The sequence below is a fragment of the Albidovulum aestuarii genome (assembly GCF_029961185.1).
GTDB classification, from domain to species: domain Bacteria; phylum Pseudomonadota; class Alphaproteobacteria; order Rhodobacterales; family Rhodobacteraceae; genus Albidovulum; species Albidovulum aestuarii.
In genome coordinates this window covers 304,556-325,075 of the sequence record NZ_JASBQQ010000001.1, presented here as the reverse complement: position 1 = coordinate 325,075, position 20,520 = coordinate 304,556, and the positions used below count along the sequence as shown (strand labels likewise).

Annotated in this window: 22 protein-coding genes; 16 read left to right on the top strand and 6 right to left on the bottom strand. The window is 58.7% G+C overall.

Annotated features, from left to right (window positions below; translation table 11 throughout):
• The first annotated feature begins 97 nt into the window (after nt 1–97).
• The 4 genes from QKW60_RS01640 (at nt 98) to QKW60_RS01625 (ending at nt 4,772) form a co-directional block, all read left to right on the top strand.
• Nucleotides 98–418, top strand: a complete 321-nt coding sequence (locus tag QKW60_RS01640; RefSeq protein ID WP_282365932.1) for a TraR/DksA family transcriptional regulator — start codon at nt 98–100, stop codon at nt 416–418.
• Nucleotides 419–511: 93 nt separating this feature from the next.
• The gene (locus tag QKW60_RS01635) at nt 512–2,608 is read left to right on the top strand and encodes a 3-hydroxyacyl-CoA dehydrogenase NAD-binding domain-containing protein (RefSeq protein ID WP_282365930.1); all 2,097 of its coding nucleotides are present in this window, start codon (nt 512–514) and stop codon (nt 2,606–2,608) included.
• 195 nt (nt 2,609–2,803) lie between these two features.
• Nucleotides 2,804–3,997, top strand: coding sequence for a tyrosine-type recombinase/integrase (locus tag QKW60_RS01630; protein ID WP_282365929.1), 1,194 nt, complete (start codon nt 2,804–2,806; stop codon nt 3,995–3,997).
• 40 nt (nt 3,998–4,037) lie between these two features.
• On the top strand, nt 4,038–4,772 hold the full coding sequence (locus QKW60_RS01625) for a hypothetical protein (RefSeq protein WP_282365927.1): 735 nt from the start codon (nt 4,038–4,040) through the stop codon (nt 4,770–4,772).
• Between the two features lie 61 nt (nt 4,773–4,833).
• Here QKW60_RS01625 and QKW60_RS01620 read toward each other — a convergent pair.
• Nucleotides 4,834–5,585 (bottom strand): IS5 family transposase gene (locus QKW60_RS01620; RefSeq protein ID WP_282365926.1). Its coding sequence is split into 2 segments (ribosomal slippage): nt 4,834–5,255 and nt 5,255–5,585, totalling 753 coding nucleotides; the frame shifts between segments, so codons are not numbered across the junction.
• A gap of 412 nt (nt 5,586–5,997) precedes the next feature.
• On the opposite strand from QKW60_RS01620, the gene QKW60_RS01615 reads away from it, so the two are divergent.
• The 6 genes from QKW60_RS01615 (at nt 5,998) to QKW60_RS01590 (ending at nt 9,231) form a co-directional block, all read left to right on the top strand.
• Nucleotides 5,998–6,339, top strand: a complete 342-nt coding sequence (locus tag QKW60_RS01615) for a hypothetical protein (RefSeq protein ID WP_282365925.1) — start codon at nt 5,998–6,000, stop codon at nt 6,337–6,339.
• A 10-nt stretch (nt 6,340–6,349) separates the two neighbouring features.
• On the top strand, nt 6,350–6,601 hold the full coding sequence (locus QKW60_RS01610) for a hypothetical protein (protein ID WP_282365924.1): 252 nt from the start codon (nt 6,350–6,352) through the stop codon (nt 6,599–6,601).
• Nucleotides 6,602–6,628: 27 nt separating this feature from the next.
• Nucleotides 6,629–6,877 carry a hypothetical protein gene (locus QKW60_RS01605; protein ID WP_282365922.1) on the top strand — a complete coding sequence of 83 codons (249 nt, stop codon included), beginning with the start codon at nt 6,629–6,631 and terminating at the stop codon, nt 6,875–6,877.
• Nucleotides 6,878–7,107: 230 nt separating this feature from the next.
• Nucleotides 7,108–8,232 carry an RNA-dependent RNA polymerase family protein gene (locus tag QKW60_RS01600; protein ID WP_282365921.1) on the top strand — a complete coding sequence of 375 codons (1,125 nt, stop codon included), beginning with the start codon at nt 7,108–7,110 and terminating at the stop codon, nt 8,230–8,232.
• A complete protein-coding gene (locus tag QKW60_RS01595) occupies nt 8,229–8,465 on the top strand; it encodes a hypothetical protein (protein WP_282365920.1) in 237 nt (78 codons plus the stop codon). Before QKW60_RS01600 ends, QKW60_RS01595 begins: the two co-directional genes overlap by 4 nt.
• Before the next feature lie 121 nt (nt 8,466–8,586).
• Complete coding sequence (locus tag QKW60_RS01590) at nt 8,587–9,231, top strand: hypothetical protein (RefSeq protein WP_282365918.1); 645 nt, start codon at nt 8,587–8,589, stop codon at nt 9,229–9,231.
• A 120-nt stretch (nt 9,232–9,351) separates the two neighbouring features.
• Here QKW60_RS01590 and QKW60_RS21010 read toward each other — a convergent pair whose 3' ends face one another.
• The 3 genes from QKW60_RS21010 to istA (QKW60_RS01575) all read right to left on the bottom strand — a co-directional run bounded on the left by QKW60_RS21010 (nt 9,352) and on the right by istA (QKW60_RS01575) (nt 12,303).
• Nucleotides 9,352–9,582 (bottom strand): restriction endonuclease, encoded by a 231-nt coding sequence (locus QKW60_RS21010; protein ID WP_419762636.1) that lies wholly within the window; start codon nt 9,580–9,582, stop codon nt 9,352–9,354.
• Nucleotides 9,583–10,042: 460 nt separating this feature from the next.
• Nucleotides 10,043–10,807 (bottom strand): IS21-like element helper ATPase IstB, encoded by a 765-nt coding sequence (gene istB / locus QKW60_RS01580; protein WP_282365903.1) that lies wholly within the window; start codon nt 10,805–10,807, stop codon nt 10,043–10,045.
• Nucleotides 10,804–12,303: an IS21 family transposase gene (gene istA / locus QKW60_RS01575; RefSeq protein ID WP_419762640.1), complete on the bottom strand. Its 1,500-nt coding sequence runs from the start codon at nt 12,301–12,303 to the stop codon at nt 10,804–10,806. Before istA (QKW60_RS01575) ends, istB (QKW60_RS01580) begins: the two co-directional genes overlap by 4 nt.
• A 350-nt stretch (nt 12,304–12,653) precedes the next feature.
• Here istA (QKW60_RS01575) and QKW60_RS01570 point away from each other — a divergent pair, with 350 nt between their 5' ends.
• The 6 genes from QKW60_RS01570 (at nt 12,654) to QKW60_RS01545 (ending at nt 18,014) form a co-directional block, all read left to right on the top strand.
• Nucleotides 12,654–13,538, top strand: a complete 885-nt coding sequence (locus QKW60_RS01570) for an ABC transporter permease (protein ID WP_282365916.1) — start codon at nt 12,654–12,656, stop codon at nt 13,536–13,538.
• A 3-nt stretch (nt 13,539–13,541) separates the two neighbouring features.
• Complete coding sequence (locus QKW60_RS01565) at nt 13,542–14,342, top strand: ABC transporter ATP-binding protein (RefSeq protein WP_282365914.1); 801 nt, start codon at nt 13,542–13,544, stop codon at nt 14,340–14,342.
• 64 nt (nt 14,343–14,406) lie between these two features.
• Nucleotides 14,407–15,546, top strand: coding sequence for an ABC transporter substrate-binding protein (locus QKW60_RS01560; protein ID WP_282365912.1), 1,140 nt, complete (start codon nt 14,407–14,409; stop codon nt 15,544–15,546).
• An 87-nt stretch (nt 15,547–15,633) separates the two neighbouring features.
• Nucleotides 15,634–16,821, top strand: a complete 1,188-nt coding sequence (locus QKW60_RS01555) for an agmatinase family protein (protein ID WP_282365910.1) — start codon at nt 15,634–15,636, stop codon at nt 16,819–16,821.
• A 66-nt stretch (nt 16,822–16,887) separates the two neighbouring features.
• Nucleotides 16,888–17,637, top strand: coding sequence for a HoxN/HupN/NixA family nickel/cobalt transporter (locus tag QKW60_RS01550; RefSeq protein ID WP_282365908.1), 750 nt, complete (start codon nt 16,888–16,890; stop codon nt 17,635–17,637).
• 101 nt (nt 17,638–17,738) lie between these two features.
• The gene (locus QKW60_RS01545; protein ID WP_282365905.1) at nt 17,739–18,014 is read left to right on the top strand and encodes a CBU_0592 family membrane protein; all 276 of its coding nucleotides are present in this window, start codon (nt 17,739–17,741) and stop codon (nt 18,012–18,014) included.
• 204 nt (nt 18,015–18,218) lie between these two features.
• Here the strand turns inward: QKW60_RS01545 and istB (QKW60_RS01540) are convergent, their stop codons facing one another.
• Both istB (QKW60_RS01540) and istA (QKW60_RS01535) read right to left on the bottom strand, forming a co-directional pair.
• A complete protein-coding gene (istB, locus tag QKW60_RS01540; protein ID WP_282365903.1) occupies nt 18,219–18,983 on the bottom strand; it encodes an IS21-like element helper ATPase IstB in 765 nt (254 codons plus the stop codon).
• The gene (gene istA, locus QKW60_RS01535) at nt 18,980–20,479 is read right to left on the bottom strand and encodes an IS21 family transposase (protein ID WP_419762640.1); all 1,500 of its coding nucleotides are present in this window, start codon (nt 20,477–20,479) and stop codon (nt 18,980–18,982) included. Before istA (QKW60_RS01535) ends, istB (QKW60_RS01540) begins: the two co-directional genes overlap by 4 nt.
• Nucleotides 20,480–20,520 lie beyond the last annotated feature (41 nt).

Sequence of the window (20,520 nt, the reverse complement as noted above, 5' to 3'; positions counted from 1 at the left end):
GCAGCGGCCGGTTGGCCGTTGCAGGATTGACTTGCATCAAGGTCGGTTCCAGCCGAGCCTGCACATATGATTTTGGGGATTGGTGAAGGAGACCCGAATGAAATCCGTTGCCGAACGCAGAGGCGAACTAGAAGCGCGCAAGGCCGATCTGGAGAACCGTATCGCCGGGATCGGGGCCGAGCTCGACAGCCATGAGGCCAAGGACTGGGAAGAAATGGCGACGGAACGTGAGGCGGACGAGGTGCTGGAAGATCTCGGTCAATCGGCACAGGCGGAAATCCGGATGATCGAGGCCGCGCTCGTCCGGGTCGAGGAAGGCGAATACGGTTATTGCGTGAAATGCGGTGACCAGATCTCTGAGGAGCGGCTAGACCTCCTGCCTGCCACCCCGTTTTGCCGCAACTGCGCCCCGTCGTAACAGGCTTGGACCTGCCCGGCCGGGCAATGGAGCTTTGCCAGATGGACTGGGTCATCTAGACTAAGCGGAACGGGGCTGAACGGGGCGGACAGTATGGCTGAGACAGTGCGTGTGAGCACGACAGACGGGGTGATGACGGTTGTCATCGACAACCCGCCCGTCAACGCACTAGGTGCAGATTTGCGCAGCGACCTGATGACGGCTTTACGTGAAGCCGCAGCCGACACGGCAGTAAAGGTGATTGTTCTGGCCGCCGCTGGCCGGACCTGGCCCGCCGGCGCCGATATTCGTGAATTCGGCAAACCGCCTCGCGACCCCTGGCTTCCGGAAGTGTGCAATGCCGTGGCGGCATGTCCCAAACCGGTCATCGCCGCGATGCACGGGAATGCGCTGGGCGGCGGGCTGGAACTGGCGCTCGCCGCGCATGTGCGCCTGGCCGATCCCGGCACGCGGCTCGGTTTGCCCGAGGTCACGCTGGGCATCCTGCCCGGCGCGGGTGGGACACAAAGATTGCCGCGCCTGATCGGGGCCAGATCTGCGCTGGGCATGATGACGAGCGGGCTGCCGATTCCGGCAGAGAGGGCGCTTGAGCTTGGGCTGATCGACGCTGTGACCGAGGGCGGGGCCCGTCTCGCGGCTGAACGTCTCGCGGCCGCCCATATCTCGGGTGATGCTTCTTTGCCATCGGCTGCCGAACGTCCGGATCACCGCAAGGATGCGTCCGAATGGCTCGCGGCGGTGGCCGAGGCCCGCAAGGGGCTCGGCATCAGCCGCCTGCCCGCCCCGCCGCGGATCATCGACTGCGTCGAGGCGGCGCTGCTGCTGCCTGAGGAAGAAGGATTCGCCTACGAAAGAACCGCGTTTGATGAATTGGTCGGTACGCCCGAGGCAGCCGCCCTGCGCCACGCCTTTCTCGCCGAACGCCGCGCTGCCCATCATCCCGATCTGACAGGGATCAAAACGCGTGAGATTGCCGCGATCGGGGTGATCGGTGGCGGCCTGATGGGTTCGGGTATCGCGACCGCCTGCCTCGCCGCCGGATATCGTGTGACGATGATCGAACGCGACGATCAGGCGCTGACGGCGGGGCTCGCCCGTGTTGCGACGAACAGGGACCGTGCAGTGGCCAAAGGGCGGTTGTCTTTGGCGGACAGGGAAGCCGAATGGTCCCGGATGTCCGGGGCGACGGGAATGGCGGCGCTGGCCGGGGCGGATCTCGTTGTCGAAGCGGTGTTCGAGGATGAGGGCGTAAAATCCCAGATTTTCGCCGAGCTTGACGCGGTGGCGAAACCGGGCGCGATACTTGCCACCAACACCTCCTATCTGGATGTCAACCGGATCGCGGCGGCAACATCGCGGCCGGGCGACGTGATCGGTCTTCATTTTTTCTCTCCAGCGCATGTGATGAAGCTTCTGGAGGTGGTGGTAGCCGACCAGACTTTGCCGGACGTAACTGCAACCGCCTTTGCGCTGGCCAAGCGGCTGGGCAAGGTCGCGGTTCGGGCAGGCGTCTGCGACGGCTTCATCGGCAACCGGGTGCTGACGGCCTATCGCACCGCGACGGATTTCCTGCTGGAAGACGGTGCCAGCCCCTACCAGGTCGACCGGGCGATGGTCGGCTGGGGTTTTCCGCTGGGGCCGTATCAGGTGCTGGATATGGCCGGGCTCGACATCTCCTGGGCGCGGCGCACCCGGCTGGCGGAACACCGCGATCCGACCGAACGCTACGTGGCGATCGGTGACCGGCTGTGCGAACTGGGGTGGCTCGGTCAGAAGGCTGGAAGAGGCTACTATGTTTATGCTGAAGGGTCCCGGGCTGGCGCCGAGGACCCGGAGGTCCTGGAGATCATTGCCGCTGAACGTGCGGCAAAGGGCATTGAGCCGCGGCGGATCGCCGAGGCCGAGATTCAGTGTCGGGCACTGGCCGCCATGGCCAACGAAGGTGCGCGCATTCTGGAGGAGAGGATCGCCGCCCGTCCATCGGACATCGACCTCGTCATGCTGACCGGGTACGGCTTTCCACGCTGGCGCGGCGGTCCGATGCAGATGGCCGATCAGGTCGGTTTGCTGGAGATGCGGGATACGCTGCGCGACTACGCCCGCGAGGACGAGGCCTTCTGGCGGCCAGCGGCGCTTTGGGATGATCTGATCAAGAACGGCCGGAAATTCGCCGACCTGAACATGGATTGAGCTGAAGGCCATTGCAGGTGGTGCCCCCAGACGGCAGTGCATTGAACACACCCAAGATTTCACGCCCTATCATAAAGCCTCACCATTCTCGTAAGCGATTGAAATCAGTCTATCATCCCCTCTTTTTGGGTTTCGTTTGACCTCATACTGTCTTATGCTCAAAGGTGGGTGGTAGGGTGGACAGAGGAATGCAGAATGCGGGCTTTGAACCGACTAACCGCGAAGGGTATCGCCGCAGCCGCGCCGGGCAAATATGCTGATGGCGGTGGCCTCTGGTTTCACAAGCGAAATGATGGCGGAGCGCAATGGTTCCTCCGGGTTACTATCCATGGACGCCGACGGGAGATGGGGCTCGGGGCCTACCCTTCGGTCTCTCTAGCCGAGGCGCGCAGACAGGCGGACGACGCGCGGGCCAAGGTGCGCAGCAATGTTGATCCGATCAAAGACCGGGAGCGAGAGAAGCGTGACGCCGCACGGAACCTGCACTTGCTCAAGGATGTTGCCGAGGATGCGTTTGAAAGCCGCAAGGCCGAGCTTAAGGGCGACGGCAAGGCTGGCCGGTGGTTCAGCCCGCTTGAGCTTCATGTTCTGCCGAAGCTGGGCAAGGTGCCCGTGTCGGACCTCGACCAGATCGACATTCGCGACACACTGGCCCCGATCTGGCACAGCAAGGCACATACGGCCCAGAAGGCGTTGAACCGCATCGGCATTTGCCTTCGTCATGCTGCGGCGCTGGGATTGAATGTGGATTTGCAGGCCCCGGAGAAGGCGCGGGCTCTGCTCGGGAAGTCCCGGCACAAGATCACGAACATTCCTTCGCTGCCTTGGCAGGAAGTGCCTGCCTTCTACCAGTCTTTGGACGAAGGGTCTGTGACCCATCTCGCGCTCCGGTTCCTGATCCTGACAGGAGTACGTAGCGGCCCGGTTCGGTGGCTTCACGAAGATCAGCTTGCGGGCGACGTTTGGACGATCCCCGGCGAGGCGATGAAGGGGCTCAGGGACCGAACGCCGGATTTCCGTGTGCCGTTATCTTCAGAGGCGCTGGGCGTCATTGGCGAAGCGCGCCGCTTTTCCCGAGATGGCTACCTGTTCCCGAATGTCCGTAAGGGGGTGATCGCAGACGCCACCATGTCGCGCCTGATGGAGCGGCGGGGGATGGAAGCTCGTCCCCACGGTTTCCGTACCAGCCTTCGGGTTTGGCTGTCCGAGGTCACCGACGCCCCGTTTGAGGTCAGCGAGATGATGCTGGCGCACTCTGTGGGGAATAAGGTGACGCAGGCATATAACCGGACCGACCATCTCGAAAGACGACGGGCGCTACTGGAGCGCTGGGGGCAATTCGTGAGCGGCAAGTCTTCCGGTCAGGTTGTGAAGATGGCGAGGGGATAAATATGACGGTGCAACGCGTTGCAGGCGGGTTTCAGACGAGATGAAAATTCCCAATGGCTGCGAGCTTGTCTCCGAACTGGACCGGCGCTTTTTACGCGAGGTTCGAGAGAAAGCTGATTTACGGGATTTTGTCGATAGGATTTGTGCCGCGCCGACCCCGCGCTCATTTTGGGTAGCGCATTCTACAAACACTATTGAAGATAGTCTAAAAGTCTCTCAACTTCGCGAAAAGCTCCGAATTGGTTTGGCTATGATACTTTTGGAGGAACATATCTATAGGGTTCCGGGACTTCTGCGTCTATGTGACCTTGACGACCGTTTGCATCGCATCAGAGAGGAGATTATCTTTCCGACAAAAGATTGGGGTGATGGGGCGGCTCTTCTTAAAGTTGGTGATCTAAGTGTGGTTAAGGTGAGTCTATTGGAGCGTGCCAGCGCAAGAAAACGCACCTTCGCATTTCTCAATGAGGACTGGACAGTATTGAAACCATCGGAGTTCCCGTCACCGAGCCATCCAGACGAGCAAGTATTATTTGATAGGGCTAAGTCGACGCTTGCCGGTCTCACAGGCGCGGTCCTGTGCATCTTAAACGATCACGATCTGCGCAAGGCTATCGAGTTTGTAGAAAACCATGAAACTCCCGTAACGATCAATATGCTGGCGGAACAATTTGGAAAAGAACCCAAGTCAAACACCATGAGCAGACTATGGGAGAGACTGAGGGGAGCTGGTGTTGGAAACCTCGCTCGGCCGGGGCGGCCCGCAAAACGTTAGGCTGTGGTCCGGAAGGTTGTGTGCTTTCCAGATTTCTTCAGTAGCTAGGGTCTGTTGACGTTCATTTGAGCCACAATACGGTTGCTGCGACAGATATGAATGCAGAAAAGCTGGCGTCTGTCTTGCAATACCGGGTTGCTATGCCTCTGTTATCCTTGATTTTCTGGAAGAAGTTTTCGACCAGATGCCGCCATTTGTACATCTCTTCGTCGTATACGGCGGGCTGATTGCGGTTCTTTCGCGGTGGAATGACCGGCGCGATCTCTCTTTTTGAGAGTGCGTCGCGCAACCAATCTGCGTCGAACGCACGGTCGGCAAGTATGTGGTTGGCATAGAAGCCATCCAGCAGGTCGGGCACGCCGCGCAGATCGTGCGCTTGTCCCGGTAGCAGGCGGAAGTCTGCGAGATTGCCAAGCGCATCGGTGAGCGCCAGTATCTTGGTCGTCACGCCCCCGCGGGATCGGCCTATGGCCTGGCTGTGAGTCCCCCTTTAGCGCCCTGACCCGCACGATGGACCTTGACGATGGAACCGTCGATCATTGCGTATTCGAAGTCCGGGGCTGCCGCCAAAGCTTTGAACATGCGGTAGAATGCATCGGCCATCACCCAACGGCGAAAACGTTTGAACACCGAGTTCCAATTGCCAAACTCGTCGGGTAGGTCGCGCCATTGTGCTCCCGTGCGCACGATCCAAAGCACCGCTTCCATGAACACGCGCGGGTCACCCCCGGTCTGACCAGGGTCGGTCCTCTTGCCAAGGCAATAGGGCTCGATGGTTGCCCATTGGGCATCGGTCAATACGAAACGGGTCAAGGCTGCTCTCCTCTGTTTGCAACCTTGAATCAGAACTCAGATCAAATGGGAATCCTGAACGTCAACAGACCCTAGTTCCTAGCCGGAAACCCTATTGTAATATTGTGGGGGTATTTACCCAAAAACCGTTCTGCCATCTTGATCCCACAAAAGACAGCAGAAGGTCTCGTAAAATGCCAAACCAATTGCAGAAGGGTAGGTTAAGTTCTGCCCGGGATACCGCAGCCTTTTACGGTATCAGTACGGCAACCCTGTGGCGCTGGACGAAACTGGGTCATATCCCTGAACCCGTTCATATCGGTCGCCGTGTCTATTGGCTGACTGAGGAACTTCATCGCCACTGCGACAGCCTTAACGCTCAGCGCTCGGCCTGATCTACCACCTCTCATTCGAACCAAAAGGAACATGTGCCATGGCACAAAAAAACTGTGCACCCGGTTGCACCGGCGAGCAACAAACTGACCCCCGCCAGAGCATTTGGTATCGCCACCAGATGACCGAAGCAAAGCCCGCGCAGGCTCAGCCGGATGACGAACCTAAAGCCACCTGCGAACGCAAGCGAGCAGCGATGCTCTTTGGTCGGGACCCGGCATTGCCCAGCGCCGCCGACACCCCGAAGACAGTCACAAATGACGGCGGCGCAAAAGCCCGGCGTCGCAAGATTGAAACCACGTTCGGTATTCGGCTGCCCGAGAGAGAACAGCCGAAGCAATCCAACATCGCTCGCGCCTTTGGCCTGAGCAAGAAGCAGTAAGGTGAAACCGATGAGCAGCGAACTGACGACCCACTTGGCGACTTTGGTGCACGGGATGAGATACGCCGTCCTCAACTGGCCCAACCCTGGAGTGGAGACCGTGTTTAAGAGGGGCGACGGCGTCCCGATCAGCGCGGAGATGAAGCAGTATCTCGAAGCCAATGCCGTGGACCAATTTGCCGTCGATGATGGCTACGGGGAACGGACATACCGCACCCGGTGCAAGTTCCACTTTACCCCGATCACCGAAACAGTCGCCTGACTTCGACCTCTGAAAGGAACCCCCGCGATGACGACGACTCTTACGCCCGAAAACAACGAGATCGAAGCCGAAAAGGTCATTCTCGAACAAACGCTACGATATGTTCGAATGAGTATGATGACCAACCTGAGTCAAAGGAGCGGCAACATGCTCATTCTGGTTGAGGGCCTTATCCATTCCCGCATTCGAGAACTATGGTTGGAGTGTGCGCCCATTCGCAGCGAAACCTTTCGGGACTGGCTCAATCGCCTCTTGGAAGCACGAGACGCCGAATGATTGTGCGACCACCCGTATCAAATGACCTGCGCTCTGATCCGGTGAAGTATTGGATCAGGGAACAGGGCCACGCTCACCAGAAGGCGGCGGAGCTTGCCGCCAATGTGGGTAACGCGACGGCGTCAGGATGCCGTCAGCAACCTGTCATGCGGAACTACCTGCGAAATCCCCATGCCCGCCTCAGCGCGGCGCTGAGAGCGCTGGGCGGGACGCCCTCGCGGGAACAAGCCATGAGCCTCGCTGAGCGCGTGAACGCTCGCGATCCGGGCAATGCTCCCGTCATGTGGTGGCCCTCGTCTAAGCGCAGCGGAGGGCACCGCATAAAGTGTGAGCTGCCGCCCGAACTGAAGGCGGTGCACTACCTACTGAAGCCGGTCTTAGAGCAGCTTTATCAGCGGAGCGAGAACGTCTTTGGCGTAAAGCATTTTGGCCGGGATGCAGCGGCCGGTGAGGTCAAGCGCCTTCAGAATGAAGGCTACTGCTTTGCCGCCGTCACCGATGTCGTTGACTGCTACCAATCGGTCAACCCCGACGCCCTATACGAACTGCCACTACCCAAGGAGGTGATAAGACGAACGCTAGACTTGAGAGAAATACCGACTGAGAGAGATCGCAAATACAGAGTTGCTGCTCATGTTCTGTACTCTCTTGGTACTACGCTGATCACACACAATGCAAGCGGGCCGAGGGGCCTCATACAGGGCTCGCCGCTCTCCGGCCTCATCCTCGCGTGGCTGCTCAACGGCATCCCCACGCGAGACGATGCGCGGGTGCTCCTTTGCTTCGACAACCTGATTGTCTTGGCGAAGACGGCGGATGGAACGCGGACGATGGCTGACACCTTGGCCGCTCACTTTGAGCGGTGCTCCGCAGGCCCGCTTGCGCTGTGTGAACCGGAATACTTTGACAATATACCCTTCGACTTTCTGGGCTACAGGTTCGATCCTGATTGCCCGGAGATAGGCATATCGGAGCGGGGTCACGCGCGGATCATGGCGCACCTCGTTAAGGCCGAAACCGCGCAGGAACGGTTGTTCAATTGCCTGTGCCGCGATCATCGCGCAAAGACGGGCGGGAATAGCTTGGGTGCCTCGATTAACCCCCTGCTCGGCGAAGCTCCGGCGCTGGTTTGGCGCGCCTTGCTCAACGTCAGATCGGGATATTCCATGGTGCCCGCATCATCGCTCGAACTGGCCTACTATCGCGAAGCAAGCCGTTGGCTGGCGGAATGGTCCGGCACCAATGCAATCATCGAACTTCACGACAATCTGTTTGCGGATGTCGGTACGCCCGACCGCGCGCAAATCTGGGGCGTGCTTAAGCGCATCGAAGGTCGGGAGGCAGAGCCACGATGATCCTCTACGCAGCGATTGGCGTCGCCTATCTCCGGTTTGGCATTCGTCTCTGGCAGCGGATCGTGATGCGCCCGCTCGAACAGACCGAAACGCCCGATCTGGAACGCCACCTCTATTTGGAGCAGCGCGTGCAGGCGCTCAGCGCGGATGCCATATGCGCATGGGTCGCATTCGTGCTGTTCTGGCCAGTGTTCTGCCTTGCGGGCTTCTGCCTGTCTCGCCTGTCCCCGTGAGGGGGTGGCACCAAGTTACACCAAGTTCCTGTCAGGGAAGGGCGGTGGGCGGAGGTGTTGCACCGGGTTGCAACGCGCCTCCGCCCATCAGCATCTCGGGCAATCCCATGAAAGAGCCAAGATGACCGAAGTTCCTCAACGTCCGACCGAAATCGATTGCACCGCTACAAGCGGTCCAGCGTCGGGCGCGGATGACGTAGCGGGCTTGGAAGGCGCAGACCTGCCGGTCGCTTGCACCGGCCACGCGCGCATTCTGACCGAAGAGCACTGGGAGGTGGTGAAAGCTGACCTGCTCCCGCTGTTCATGGAGCGCCGTACGCTATCCGAGATCAGCGAGGCGTTCGGCGTATCGGTGAACACCGCCGGAGCATGGCGGGCGCGGTTGATCGAAGATCTGCGCAAGGAAGCATCCGGCATGCAGGCCCGCGACTATGTGATGGACTGCATATCCTCGTTGCGATTGGCCCGCGCCGAGGCGTGGCGCACCGTCCGGGAAAGCACCACAGCGAAAGACCGCCGGGCAGGACTTCAGCTTGTAACTCAGATTGAAAACCAGTCCGTGAAACTCGGCGCGATGATCGGGCTCTACGGCAACAGGATCGCCAATCCGTTGCAACCAGTTGCAGGAGAGGTGGACGAAAACGTGAGACGGATACAGGACATGATGCTTGCGCTGCTCGGAGGGCTGGGAACGATCACCGAGCAATCGTCAGACGTCATCCATTCAGAAACGCTCCATCTCTCGGGCGAAGCAGGTAGTGAATAAGGGTGCGATAGATCGTGGAAGGCAGTTGGTTCCTACAGCGATTTTGTAGCTGGCTAACAGACCAGCCGTATTCCACAAGTTCCTCAGTCACGCTTTCTGCGGCTGATACCATATGAGCATTCACGATTTCCCGAGGTCTGGGACGTAGATGTTCTTTAGCGGAATGGTCGAACGATACCGTGGGGAAAGGCTGGGGTAGTTCTCAAGAACCATCTCGACGAAGTCTTCTCCATCCACCAATCGCAGTTTTGCTCGATTTCGTTCTAAGTCGGAAGCGGCGCGACTGAATGATCCAAGGCAAACGAACAGTCCGTACTCGCCTTCACCTAGTGTACCAAGAAGCTGGTTCACCTCTGGTCCACCAAAGAATGTCACCAAGTTATTGATTTATATTTATTTTTCTTCTAAGAGTGGCGTATCTTCCCCCTATTTATCCCCCAATAGATCTTGGATGCAATCGGAACATACCACACTGCTCCAATAAAGCGCTCAAGAGCCGGGACTCACTGACGATCTTATTCGATCCCAAAATTACTTTGGCGGCCGTGCCAACAGATCGCCGCGGCCGTCATACGATCTGGAGCGGTGCCGCCATCCAAGCACGATTTTCAATGAAGGTACTTTTTTGCATGGTGTTGCGGCATTTGGAGCAGGCTGCAACATTCCCTTGTGAGGTGTCAACGGCGGAGCAAAATCCGGCCATTGAGGCGGAGCAAAAGTCTGCCACATGGGCGCGCGCCTTGGAGCGTGTGGCCCCCATCAGGCAGGCACGTTCCAAGGCGCATTGGCCATAAGGCCAATTCTGTAAAGATTACTGGGTTGTAGCGGCGAGGCGGGCGCGGCTCTGGCTGAGGCGATAGCTTTCGCCGTTCATCTCGAGGATGTTGACGTGGTGGGTCAGTCGGTCCAGGAGGGCCCCTGTCAGGCGCTCGGTGCCGAAGGTCTCGGTCCATTCCTCGAAGGGCAGGTTCGATGTGATCAGGGTTGAGCCGCGTTCGTAGCGCTGCGAGATCAGTTCGAACAGGAGTTCGGCGCCGGTTTTGCTCAGTGGCACGAAGCCCAACTCATCAATGATCAGCAGCTTGACCTTGGCCAACTGGCGTTGGAGGCGCATCAGGCGTTTCTCGTCGCGGGCCTCCATCAACTCGTGAACCAGCGAGGCCGCGGTGACGAAGGCGACGGGCAAGCCCTTCTGGCAGGCGGCGAGCCCCAGGCCGAGGGCGACGTGGGTCTTTCCGGTGCCGGATGGGCCGAGCGCGATGACATTCTCCCTGCGCTCGATCCATTCGCAGCGCGCCAGCTCCAGCACCATCATCTTGTTCAGTGACGGGATGGCCTTGAAGTCGAAGCTGTCGAAGCTCTTGACGGTCGGGAACTTCGCCGACTTGATCCGGCGCTCGACCATGCGCCGCTCGCGGTCGATCAGCTCGAGTTCGGTCAGGCGGGCCAGGTAGCGCACATGATCCACGCCCTCTGCCGCGCAGATACGGGCCAGCTTGTCATGTTCCCGCAGGAAGGTCGGCAGGCGCAGGGTCTTGAGGTGATGCGCCAGCAGCAGTTCGGGCGCGTCGGTCATGCGTCGCTCCCGGCCAGCAGGGTCATGTAGGACGCAGCGGAGGTGGTGGCGATGTTGGTCCTGGGCAGGAAGGGATAGACATCCAGATCCAACCGGGGTGGCCGCCGCTCGACCCTGCACAGGACCAGGTGCTTGATCGCGTCGAAGCTGACCGCGCCCATCCGCAAGGCGTCCCTGACCGCCGGATGCAGCACTGCGAGCTCGAAGCGCTCCAGAAGGCGCAGAACCTGCACGTATTCTCGCTTGCCGGCCTTACCCTGTCGAGCCTCCAAAATCCGCTGGAGCGTGGCGAAGGCCTCGGGCAGCTCCCAGCCCTGCAGAGGCGCCGCCTGATCGAAGGACATGATCTTGCGCTCGATCAGAGGCAGGTAGTGCAATGGATCGAACACCATGTCGCCGGTGTCGTAGGACCGGGGGTGATCGGCGATCACCTGCGCCGCGCAGCCGATGACAACACGGGTGACGAAGCCCTTGATCCAGACGTCGCGGTGACCAAAGGCGACCGGCACCGAGTAGTCGTTGCCGCGGTAACGCACGACGGATGTCGACGTGACCTGGCCGCTCTGCAGATCGCAGGCTTCAAAGGGCGCGCCGGGCAAATCCCGCATCGCGGCAAGGTCAGCATGCAGCCGGTCACCGATGCTGGCCTTGTGGCCGCGCAGGACATCGCCCTGGCGATTGCGGCACTGCTCTTCGAGATGGGCGTTGAACACATCCCAGTCCGGAAAGGACGGGACAGGCACCATGAAGTTCCGTCGGGCATATCCGACGAGTCCCTCGACGGCCCCCTTGTCATTACCCTTGCCTGGGCGCCCGTAGCGATCCTGGACCACGTAGTGCGAAAGCATCGCGCTGAACCGCTGCGTTCTCTGCCGCGTGCCATCCGGCATGATCCTGGCAACCAGACATTTGTCGTTGTCGTACAGGATCGACTGGGGGACCGCCCCGAAGAACGCAAAGGCATGCACATGCCCGTCAAGCCAGGCTTCCGTGGTGGCTGCAGGGTAGGCCCGGACAAAGCAGGCGTCACTGTGCGGAAGATCGAAGGCGAAGTAGTGCGCCTTCTGTTCGACCCCACCGATCACCACCAGCGCTTCACCAAAGTCCGCCTGCGCATGTCCAGGCGGATGGCTCAGCGGCACGAACATCTCCCTGCCTGTCCGCTTCCGGAGCCGGACATAGTCCTTCACGATTGTGTAGCCGCCATCAAACCCGCATTCACCCCGAAGCCGCTCGAAGATCCGCTTCGCCGTGTGGCGCTGCTTGCGGGGGCGCCCTTGATCCTCGGCAAGCCACTGGTCGATCTGATCCGCAAACGGATCAAGCTTCGGCCGTCGGATCGGCGCCGTCCGCCGATACCCAGGCGGTTCCGAATAGGCCAGCATCTTCGCGACACTGTCACGGCTAAGGCCAAAATCCCGGGCAATCTGCCGCCCGCTCAGCCCGTCCTGGAAGTGAGCCCGGCGCACCTTCAAATACAAGCCCACGGTGAAAATCCCCAAGCCCTCCCCTCTCGGAAAGGGCAAAAGTGGACGACTTTTGCGCCGCCCGCGACCGCACTGCGCCGCCGCTACCGTGGCCGAGTATTGCTCCGCCGTTCACAGCGTCCGTCAGCCACAAAAGGTTGCTCATCGGTCAGTCTCCTTTCGGAGGCTGAATCACGCCGTAGTCGCAAGTTCAATGGGTCCTGAGCCTAGGTTTGTGAAATTCATCATTTTTTTTGATGATTGGCATCTTTTTTTTGACCGGTTTTATCCTCCAAAAAATATCTTATGCTGATTCTAGCAAAGTGTAGCACCGCGAAAGTGTAGCACCGCGAAAAGCGCGCGTTTTGGGGGAGAAAAAAGTGATTCAGGGCACCAAGAATTCTGCAATTGTTACAAATCGCGATGCTCCAGCACTGTTTGCCCGCGCCGCTGATGTCCAAGCGCATAAAGAACGGTTTTTCGAACTGCTGTCGCCTGCAAGTGGACGGCAGACTGTAATTCTAGGTTTGCTTGGGGCGTTCATTTTTTTTGCCGTATGGGAAATCGGGCACTATGCGACCCCGGAAGAAGGTAGGCGCTTTCTACCATCGGTCGAACAAGTTGTTGGGGAACTGATCTTCTTGTTCTCAGAGAAGGGTTTCTTTTACGATGTTCTGCGCAGTTGTATTCGGATTTTCGGCAGTTTCTTTGCCGCCTCTGCTGTGGCGATTCCATTAGGCATCATGATGGGCTGTTTTGGTAAGTTCAAGGCGCTGATAAATCCCACGGTCTCGGGTTGGCGCTATCTGCCGGCAGCATCCTTTATCCCCCTGCTGCTGGTCTGGTTCGGCCCCTCCGAAACGGCGAAGATGGGACTGCTGTTTCTGGGTGTGCTGTTCTTCCTGATTGCCATGGTTCTGGATAATACTGAGGCGGTGCAACGCGAATACACCGAAGCCGCACTAACCATGGGGGCGTCACGCGCGCGTATCGTACTCGAAGTTGTGGTGCCCGCGGCTATGCCTGCGATCATAGACAGCATGCGCACAATGATTGCCGTGGGTTGGACATATCTGGTGATTGCCGAAATCGTTGGCGCGTCCGATGGGATTGGCGCAGTGATGATGCGGGCAGGGCGATTCCTTAACGTCGATACAATCATGGCCGGCATATTCATGATTGGCGTGCTGGGCGTGCTGACAGATATCTTTTTCCGCGTCGTTCAACGGGTTCTGTTTCCGTGGAACATCAAAAAGAAAGTTTGAGCCATGACAACACAATCACAAGAGCTCGCTGTATCGGCCAATGGTATTGTCAAACAATACGTCAATGGTACCTTCACTGCGCTTCACGACGTCGCGATGGAAGTTCATGAGGGTGAGGTCGTTGCCTTCATCGGTCCGTCCGGTTGCGGCAAGACAACAATGCTGCGGTTGATTTCAGGATTGGAGCTGCCGACGCAAGGCTCGCTTGAAACGTTTGGCACTCCGATTTCAAAGCCCGGCCCGGACCGTGGCATGATCTTTCAGGCCTATACTTCCTTCCCATGGCTGACAGCCAAAAAAAACATCGAATACGGCATGAAAATCATGGGCGTCCCTAAGGACGATCGTGAAAAAACAGCGCAGGATTTTCTCAAGCTGGTGCATTTGGAAAAGTTTGCGCACAGCTACCCGGCCAGCCTGTCGGGCGGCATGAAACAGCGTGTGGCCATCGCCCGGACGCTGGCGCAGAACCCACGAATCATATTGATGGACGAACCGTTCGGCGCGCTGGATGCGCAGGTGCGTTGGGAGATGCAGGAAATGATGGTTGAGGTGATTGAGCGTGAGAAAAAGACCGTCCTAGTTGTGACCCATGATATCGAAGAGGCCATATATATGGCAGACCGGATCATATTTTTCACGCGAAATCCTGGCCGGATCAAGGAAAGCATTCCGATGGAATTTAAGAAGGGAAAACGCTTCAAGCAGAAAGAAGAGATGTTCGATCAGGACGGCTACGCCCAGATGGAGCGAAAGCTCTTTGCGATGATGCGCGAAGAAATCGTAGCGGCGGCAGCTGCTTAGGTTGACGACAGAAACAATACAAAAACGGACAGCCCAAGCCGTCCGAAACTGGGAGGACACGAAAATGTCTATCAAGAAGAAATTCAAATGGCTACCGGGTGCGGTTTGCGCTGCAACGCTGACGGCACCTGTTCAGGCCGCGGAAGATGTTGATATCGCCATTATATCTTTCTCGCCATATGCGCCGTGGTACATCGTGCAGGAAAAGGGGATGGCCAAAGACATCAACATCAATATCCGGCTTATTGAAGATATCACCGCTAAGAACGCTACGCTAACGTCGGGCACGGTGGCTTGTATGATGAACACACTTGATAGTGTTGTCGTGGCGCGGGCCGCTGGTGTGCCGGTCAAGGTCGTTGCTGTTCCCGCTATGTCCTTCGGGCTGGATCAAATGGTCGTTGATGAATCAATCGGATCGGTCGAGGATTTTGAGGGTAAGAGCTTTGGTGCTGATTATGCATTTCTCAATCACATGTGGATGCTCCTGACGCTCAAAGCAGCCGGCCTTCCACTCGACGCTGCAGATCACCGTATCATGCTTCCGCAGGATAGTGCCGCCGCTTTCGTCAGCGGTAGCCTGGATATTGATGTGAACTACGTTCCGTTCTCACTGCAATCGGCAAAACGGGATGGCGCAAAGGTTCTGAAGACCAGCCTGACCGACCGCACATGGGAGCGCGGCTTGATTTCCGAGGCCATGGCCTGCAATGAGAAATGGCTTGCCAAGAATCCCGACACTGCGAAAGAGCTGGTGCGCGCCTGGTTCGAAGCGGTCAACTGGTGGAAAGAGAACCCTGCAGAGGGCAACGATATTGTTGCCAAAGGTCTGGACTGGCCCGTTGCCGATGTTGAACTGACCCAGGAAGGCGCGGTCATGCTGAACTTCGACCAGAACCTGGGCGCATTCGGAATCGGAAATGGCAAACCCATCTGCGAAAGTTTGCCCGAAGGCGCGCCTACACCACCCACCGAGCCGAGCGGCTGGGGTAAGCTTCTGTTCGGTGGGCGTCCTGACTGCGAAGCGGGATATCTTCCCGCCACTTGGGACATGTTTGGTACCGTCTACCAGGAAGCCGGCGTTCTGGACACAACAGTTCCGGCATCAGAAGGTTTGGATTCCGGCATTCTGGAATCACTGAACGCAGCTGGGTTGGGCGATACATTCACATCCAATGCGTGGATAGGGCGCGTCAGCAACTGATCTTCCCGTGACTGGCGGCGCTTTCAAGTGCTGCTTTTTCTCTCAAAGAAACCTAGTTGCACTGAAGAAAATGAAAGGGGCTTTCCAATGGCCGACAATCCCTCCGACGAATTCGAAGGCAACCGAAACCTCAAGAAGCTTGAACGCATTTCGCAAACTAAGCAGAAGCGGGAAATCGAGCGCGGTCTGGAATTGGGACTCGAGGCCGCCAAGTCAATCAACGATCGTTCAATCTCGTTGTTCAGCCGCGGGCACCTTCCGGCTTTTGCGGGCATCAACACGTTCATGAAGACCCCTTATTGCGAGGATATCCGCAAGGTTGGTGACTACGAGGCCGCGTTTGTCGGTGTCCCATTTGATACTGGTACGACATATCGCCCCGGAACGCGTTTCGGGCCGCAGGGTGTGCGGCGCATCTCGGCGCTTTATGATGGCTATTGCGTGGACGGCGCCGTCGATATCTTCGAAGAACTCGAACTGTGTGACGCGGGCGACGTCTTCGTCATTCCTGGCAATATCGAAAAGACATTCGATCAGGTTAGTCTAGCCATCAGCCATATCTACAATTCCGGAACCTTTCCGATTATAGTGGGCGGCGATCACAGCCTGGGCTATCCCAATGTGCGCGGCGTGGCGCAGAACATCAAAGGCAATGTTGGCATAATCCATTTCGACCGACACCTCGATACGCAGGATATCGACATGGACGAACGCATGCACACGACGCCCTGGTACTGGACCAGTAACAATCACGAAAGTGTCAATCATTCAAAGGCGCACCAGCATCACCACCATATGCATGACTACGGACTGTCAAATTGCCCGCCCAAGAATTTGGTTCAGATCGGTATTGGCGGATGGTACGGCAATCGTCCCGGATCTGAAGTGGCGCGCGACCGCGGCACTAGCGTGATCACCATGCGCGACTTCGAGGACATGGGACCGGAAAGAACCGCACAGCGAGCGCTAGAGCTGGCCTGGGATGGCTGTGATGCAGTCTACATGAGCTTTGACATTGACAGTATCGACCCAGGTTATGCCCCAGGAACTGGATCGCCCGAACCCGGCGGCTTTTCCCCACGCGAAGCGCTGGAAATGGTGCGCATCGTTGCGGGTGCCGGGCTTTGCGCGATGGAAGTCGTCGAAGTGGCGCCGCCCTACGACGTAAATGACAACACCTCGCAGCTGGCGACACGCGTCATCCTTGATGCGCTCAGCGCGATGATCAAAAACGGAAAGCTCGGCCACCGTGGCCAAGTGCTGCGCGACGCGTAGACACACGCCCTTATGACTTGCTTTCGGCGGGGTGACCCCGCCGACAAAGGGGCGGTGTTCGGACCTTTGAACCAGAATTCTGCCCGCATCATGCTTTCAACGCGAGAACAGATTATGCTCACATTAATGGCCCTGGGGTTTTTGATCGGCCTGCAACATGCGCTGGAAGCCGATCACATTGCAGCCGTCTCTGTCATTGCGCGCAACACGGCCTCGCGCACCATGGCGATTGTACAGGGATGCGCTTGGGGCTTCGGTCACACGCTGGCGCTTCTGGCATTGGTGACAATCGTGATGCGCAGCGGGTTTTCGATTTCGAATAACATGTCTCACTGGATGGAATTCGGTGTTGGAATCATGCTGATCTTTTTGGGGTTGCGTGCAATCTCGACAGCGCAGAAACGGCGCGTACATGTCCACTTTCACCGCCATGACGATGACCGCGTTCATATGCACGCTCACAGCCATACGCCCAAGGCTCCGACCGACCATGACCAAGGACACGCCGTGCACCTCTCTCGGAAAACGGCATTACCCCTGTTTGTCGGCCTCGTTCATGGCGTAGCGGGTTCTGCGGCGCTCGTCATATTGCTGACCGCGATGTCGCTTTCGACGCTATGGCAAGTCATCGGGTACGTCTTGGCATTCGGTGCCGGCTCGATCCTGGGCATGGCCTCCATGATGCTGGTTTTTTCGGTGCCCGTGAGCTGGGCGCAGAAGAAATCCGCCTGGGGCGAGTTTGCCTTTTCGATGGCGATCGGCCTAGCTGTCGTCGGCGTCGGCGTACTCCGGTGCCTGTCATCTGCAATGGCATGACAGAGTTGCTAGGCAGTGTCCGGCCGCTATATCGGTGCTACTAAACAAAGAGCCATGCCTGTTGGGGGTATCAAGCATGGCTGCTTCGGGGTGGCGTTGAAATGGAAATCGAATTTCACGACATAGTTGGGACAATCGGCGTCTTGTTGATTGTGGGCGCGTTTTCCTTGCTGCAATTGCAGCGCGTTGACAGCGATTCAGCCTATTACAGCCTGTTCAACGGCGTGGGCGCGGCACTTATCCTGTTTTCGTTGTGCTTCGAATTCAACTTGGCATCGTTTATGCTGGAGTTTTTCTGGCTGATCGCCAGCGTCGTGGGAATAGTGCGACGGCGAACGAAAAACACGCCGGACCAACCAACGGAAATGCAGGAATGAAGACCTTTCCCTGAATCTTTGCGAATTAGATTCCTGAGTCGGTTCTGTCACAAACTTTGGATCTTGACTGTCAACGGCGGAGCAAAATCCGGCCATTGAGGCGGAGCAAAAGTCTGCCACATGGGCGCGCGCCTTGGAGCGTGTGGCCCCCATCAGGCAGGCACGTTCCAAGGCGCATTGGCCATAAGGCCAATTCTGTAAAGATTACTGGGTTGTAGCGGCGAGGCGGGCGCGGCTCTGGCTGAGGCGATAGCTTTCGCCGTTCATCTCGAGGATGTTGACGTGGTGGGTCAGTCGGTCCAGGAGGGCCCCTGTCAGGCGCTCGGTGCCGAAGGTCTCGGTCCATTCCTCGAAGGGCAGGTTCGATGTGATCAGGGTTGAGCCGCGTTCGTAGCGCTGCGAGATCAGTTCGAACAGGAGTTCGGCGCCGGTTTTGCTCAGTGGCACGAAGCCCAACTCATCAATGATCAGCAGCTTGACCTTGGCCAACTGGCGTTGGAGGCGCATCAGGCGTTTCTCGTCGCGGGCCTCCATCAACTCGTGAACCAGCGAGGCCGCGGTGACGAAGGCGACGGGCAAGCCCTTCTGGCAGGCGGCGAGCCCCAGGCCGAGGGCGACGTGGGTCTTTCCGGTGCCGGATGGGCCGAGCGCGATGACATTCTCCCTGCGCTCGATCCATTCGCAGCGCGCCAGCTCCAGCACCATCATCTTGTTCAGTGACGGGATGGCCTTGAAGTCGAAGCTGTCGAAGCTCTTGACGGTCGGGAACTTCGCCGACTTGATCCGGCGCTCGACCATGCGCCGCTCGCGGTCGATCAGCTCGAGTTCGGTCAGGCGGGCCAGGTAGCGCACATGATCCACGCCCTCTGCCGCGCAGATACGGGCCAGCTTGTCATGTTCCCGCAGGAAGGTCGGCAGGCGCAGGGTCTTGAGGTGATGCGCCAGCAGCAGTTCGGGCGCGTCGGTCATGCGTCGCTCCCGGCCAGCAGGGTCATGTAGGACGCAGCGGAGGTGGTGGCGATGTTGGTCCTGGGCAGGAAGGGATAGACATCCAGATCCAACCGGGGTGGCCGCCGCTCGACCCTGCACAGGACCAGGTGCTTGATCGCGTCGAAGCTGACCGCGCCCATCCGCAAGGCGTCCCTGACCGCCGGATGCAGCACTGCGAGCTCGAAGCGCTCCAGAAGGCGCAGAACCTGCACGTATTCTCGCTTGCCGGCCTTACCCTGTCGAGCCTCCAAAATCCGCTGGAGCGTGGCGAAGGCCTCGGGCAGCTCCCAGCCCTGCAGAGGCGCCGCCTGATCGAAGGACATGATCTTGCGCTCGATCAGAGGCAGGTAGTGCAATGGATCGAACACCATGTCGCCGGTGTCGTAGGACCGGGGGTGATCGGCGATCACCTGCGCCGCGCAGCCGATGACAACACGGGTGACGAAGCCCTTGATCCAGACGTCGCGGTGACCAAAGGCGACCGGCACCGAGTAGTCGTTGCCGCGGTAACGCACGACGGATGTCGACGTGACCTGGCCGCTCTGCAGATCGCAGGCTTCAAAGGGCGCGCCGGGCAAATCCCGCATCGCGGCAAGGTCAGCATGCAGCCGGTCACCGATGCTGGCCTTGTGGCCGCGCAGGACATCGCCCTGGCGATTGCGGCACTGCTCTTCGAGATGGGCGTTGAACACATCCCAGTCCGGAAAGGACGGGACAGGCACCATGAAGTTCCGTCGGGCATATCCGACGAGTCCCTCGACGGCCCCCTTGTCATTACCCTTGCCTGGGCGCCCGTAGCGATCCTGGACCACGTAGTGCGAAAGCATCGCGCTGAACCGCTGCGTTCTCTGCCGCGTGCCATCCGGCATGATCCTGGCAACCAGACATTTGTCGTTGTCGTACAGGATCGACTGGGGGACCGCCCCGAAGAACGCAAAGGCATGCACATGCCCGTCAAGCCAGGCTTCCGTGGTGGCTGCAGGGTAGGCCCGGACAAAGCAGGCGTCACTGTGCGGAAGATCGAAGGCGAAGTAGTGCGCCTTCTGTTCGACCCCACCGATCACCACCAGCGCTTCACCAAAGTCCGCCTGCGCATGTCCAGGCGGATGGCTCAGCGGCACGAACATCTCCCTGCCTGTCCGCTTCCGGAGCCGGACATAGTCCTTCACGATTGTGTAGCCGCCATCAAACCCGCATTCACCCCGAAGCCGCTCGAAGATCCGCTTCGCCGTGTGGCGCTGCTTGCGGGGGCGCCCTTGATCCTCGGCAAGCCACTGGTCGATCTGATCCGCAAACGGATCAAGCTTCGGCCGTCGGATCGGCGCCGTCCGCCGATACCCAGGCGGTTCCGAATAGGCCAGCATCTTCGCGACACTGTCACGGCTAAGGCCAAAATCCCGGGCAATCTGCCGCCCGCTCAGCCCGTCCTGGAAGTGAGCCCGGCGCACCTTCAAATACAAGCCCACGGTGAAAATCCCCAAGCCCTCCCCTCTCGGAAAGGGCAAAAGTGGACGAC

Bases quoted from the DNA above. Each gene is read 5' to 3' on its own strand.
- QKW60_RS01560 (WP_282365912.1), top strand. From the start codon at position 14,407: ATGTCTATCAAGAAGAAATTCAAATGGCTACCGGGTGCGGTTTGCGCT.
- QKW60_RS01610 (WP_282365924.1), top strand. From the start codon at position 6,350: ATGAGCAGCGAACTGACGACCCACTTGGCGACTTTGGTGCACGGGATG.
- QKW60_RS01600 (WP_282365921.1), top strand. From the start codon at position 7,108: ATGAGCCTCGCTGAGCGCGTGAACGCTCGCGATCCGGGCAATGCTCCC.
- QKW60_RS01545 (WP_282365905.1), top strand. From the start codon at position 17,739: ATGGAAATCGAATTTCACGACATAGTTGGGACAATCGGCGTCTTGTTG.
- QKW60_RS01630 (WP_282365929.1), top strand. From the start codon at position 2,804: ATGCGGGCTTTGAACCGACTAACCGCGAAGGGTATCGCCGCAGCCGCG.
- QKW60_RS01565 (WP_282365914.1), top strand. From the start codon at position 13,542: ATGACAACACAATCACAAGAGCTCGCTGTATCGGCCAATGGTATTGTC.
- QKW60_RS01615 (WP_282365925.1), top strand. From the start codon at position 5,998: ATGGCACAAAAAAACTGTGCACCCGGTTGCACCGGCGAGCAACAAACT.
- QKW60_RS01590 (WP_282365918.1), top strand. From the start codon at position 8,587: ATGACCGAAGTTCCTCAACGTCCGACCGAAATCGATTGCACCGCTACA.
- QKW60_RS01555 (WP_282365910.1), top strand. From the start codon at position 15,634: ATGGCCGACAATCCCTCCGACGAATTCGAAGGCAACCGAAACCTCAAG.
- QKW60_RS01640 (WP_282365932.1), top strand. From the start codon at position 98: ATGAAATCCGTTGCCGAACGCAGAGGCGAACTAGAAGCGCGCAAGGCC.
- QKW60_RS01595 (WP_282365920.1), top strand. From the start codon at position 8,229: ATGATCCTCTACGCAGCGATTGGCGTCGCCTATCTCCGGTTTGGCATT.
- istB (WP_282365903.1), bottom strand. From the start codon at position 10,807: ATGACCGACGCGCCCGAACTGCTGCTGGCGCATCACCTCAAGACCCTG.
- QKW60_RS01605 (WP_282365922.1), top strand. From the start codon at position 6,629: ATGACGACGACTCTTACGCCCGAAAACAACGAGATCGAAGCCGAAAAG.
- QKW60_RS01635 (WP_282365930.1), top strand. From the start codon at position 512: ATGGCTGAGACAGTGCGTGTGAGCACGACAGACGGGGTGATGACGGTT.
- QKW60_RS01625 (WP_282365927.1), top strand. From the start codon at position 4,038: ATGAAAATTCCCAATGGCTGCGAGCTTGTCTCCGAACTGGACCGGCGC.
- istB (WP_282365903.1), bottom strand. From the start codon at position 18,983: ATGACCGACGCGCCCGAACTGCTGCTGGCGCATCACCTCAAGACCCTG.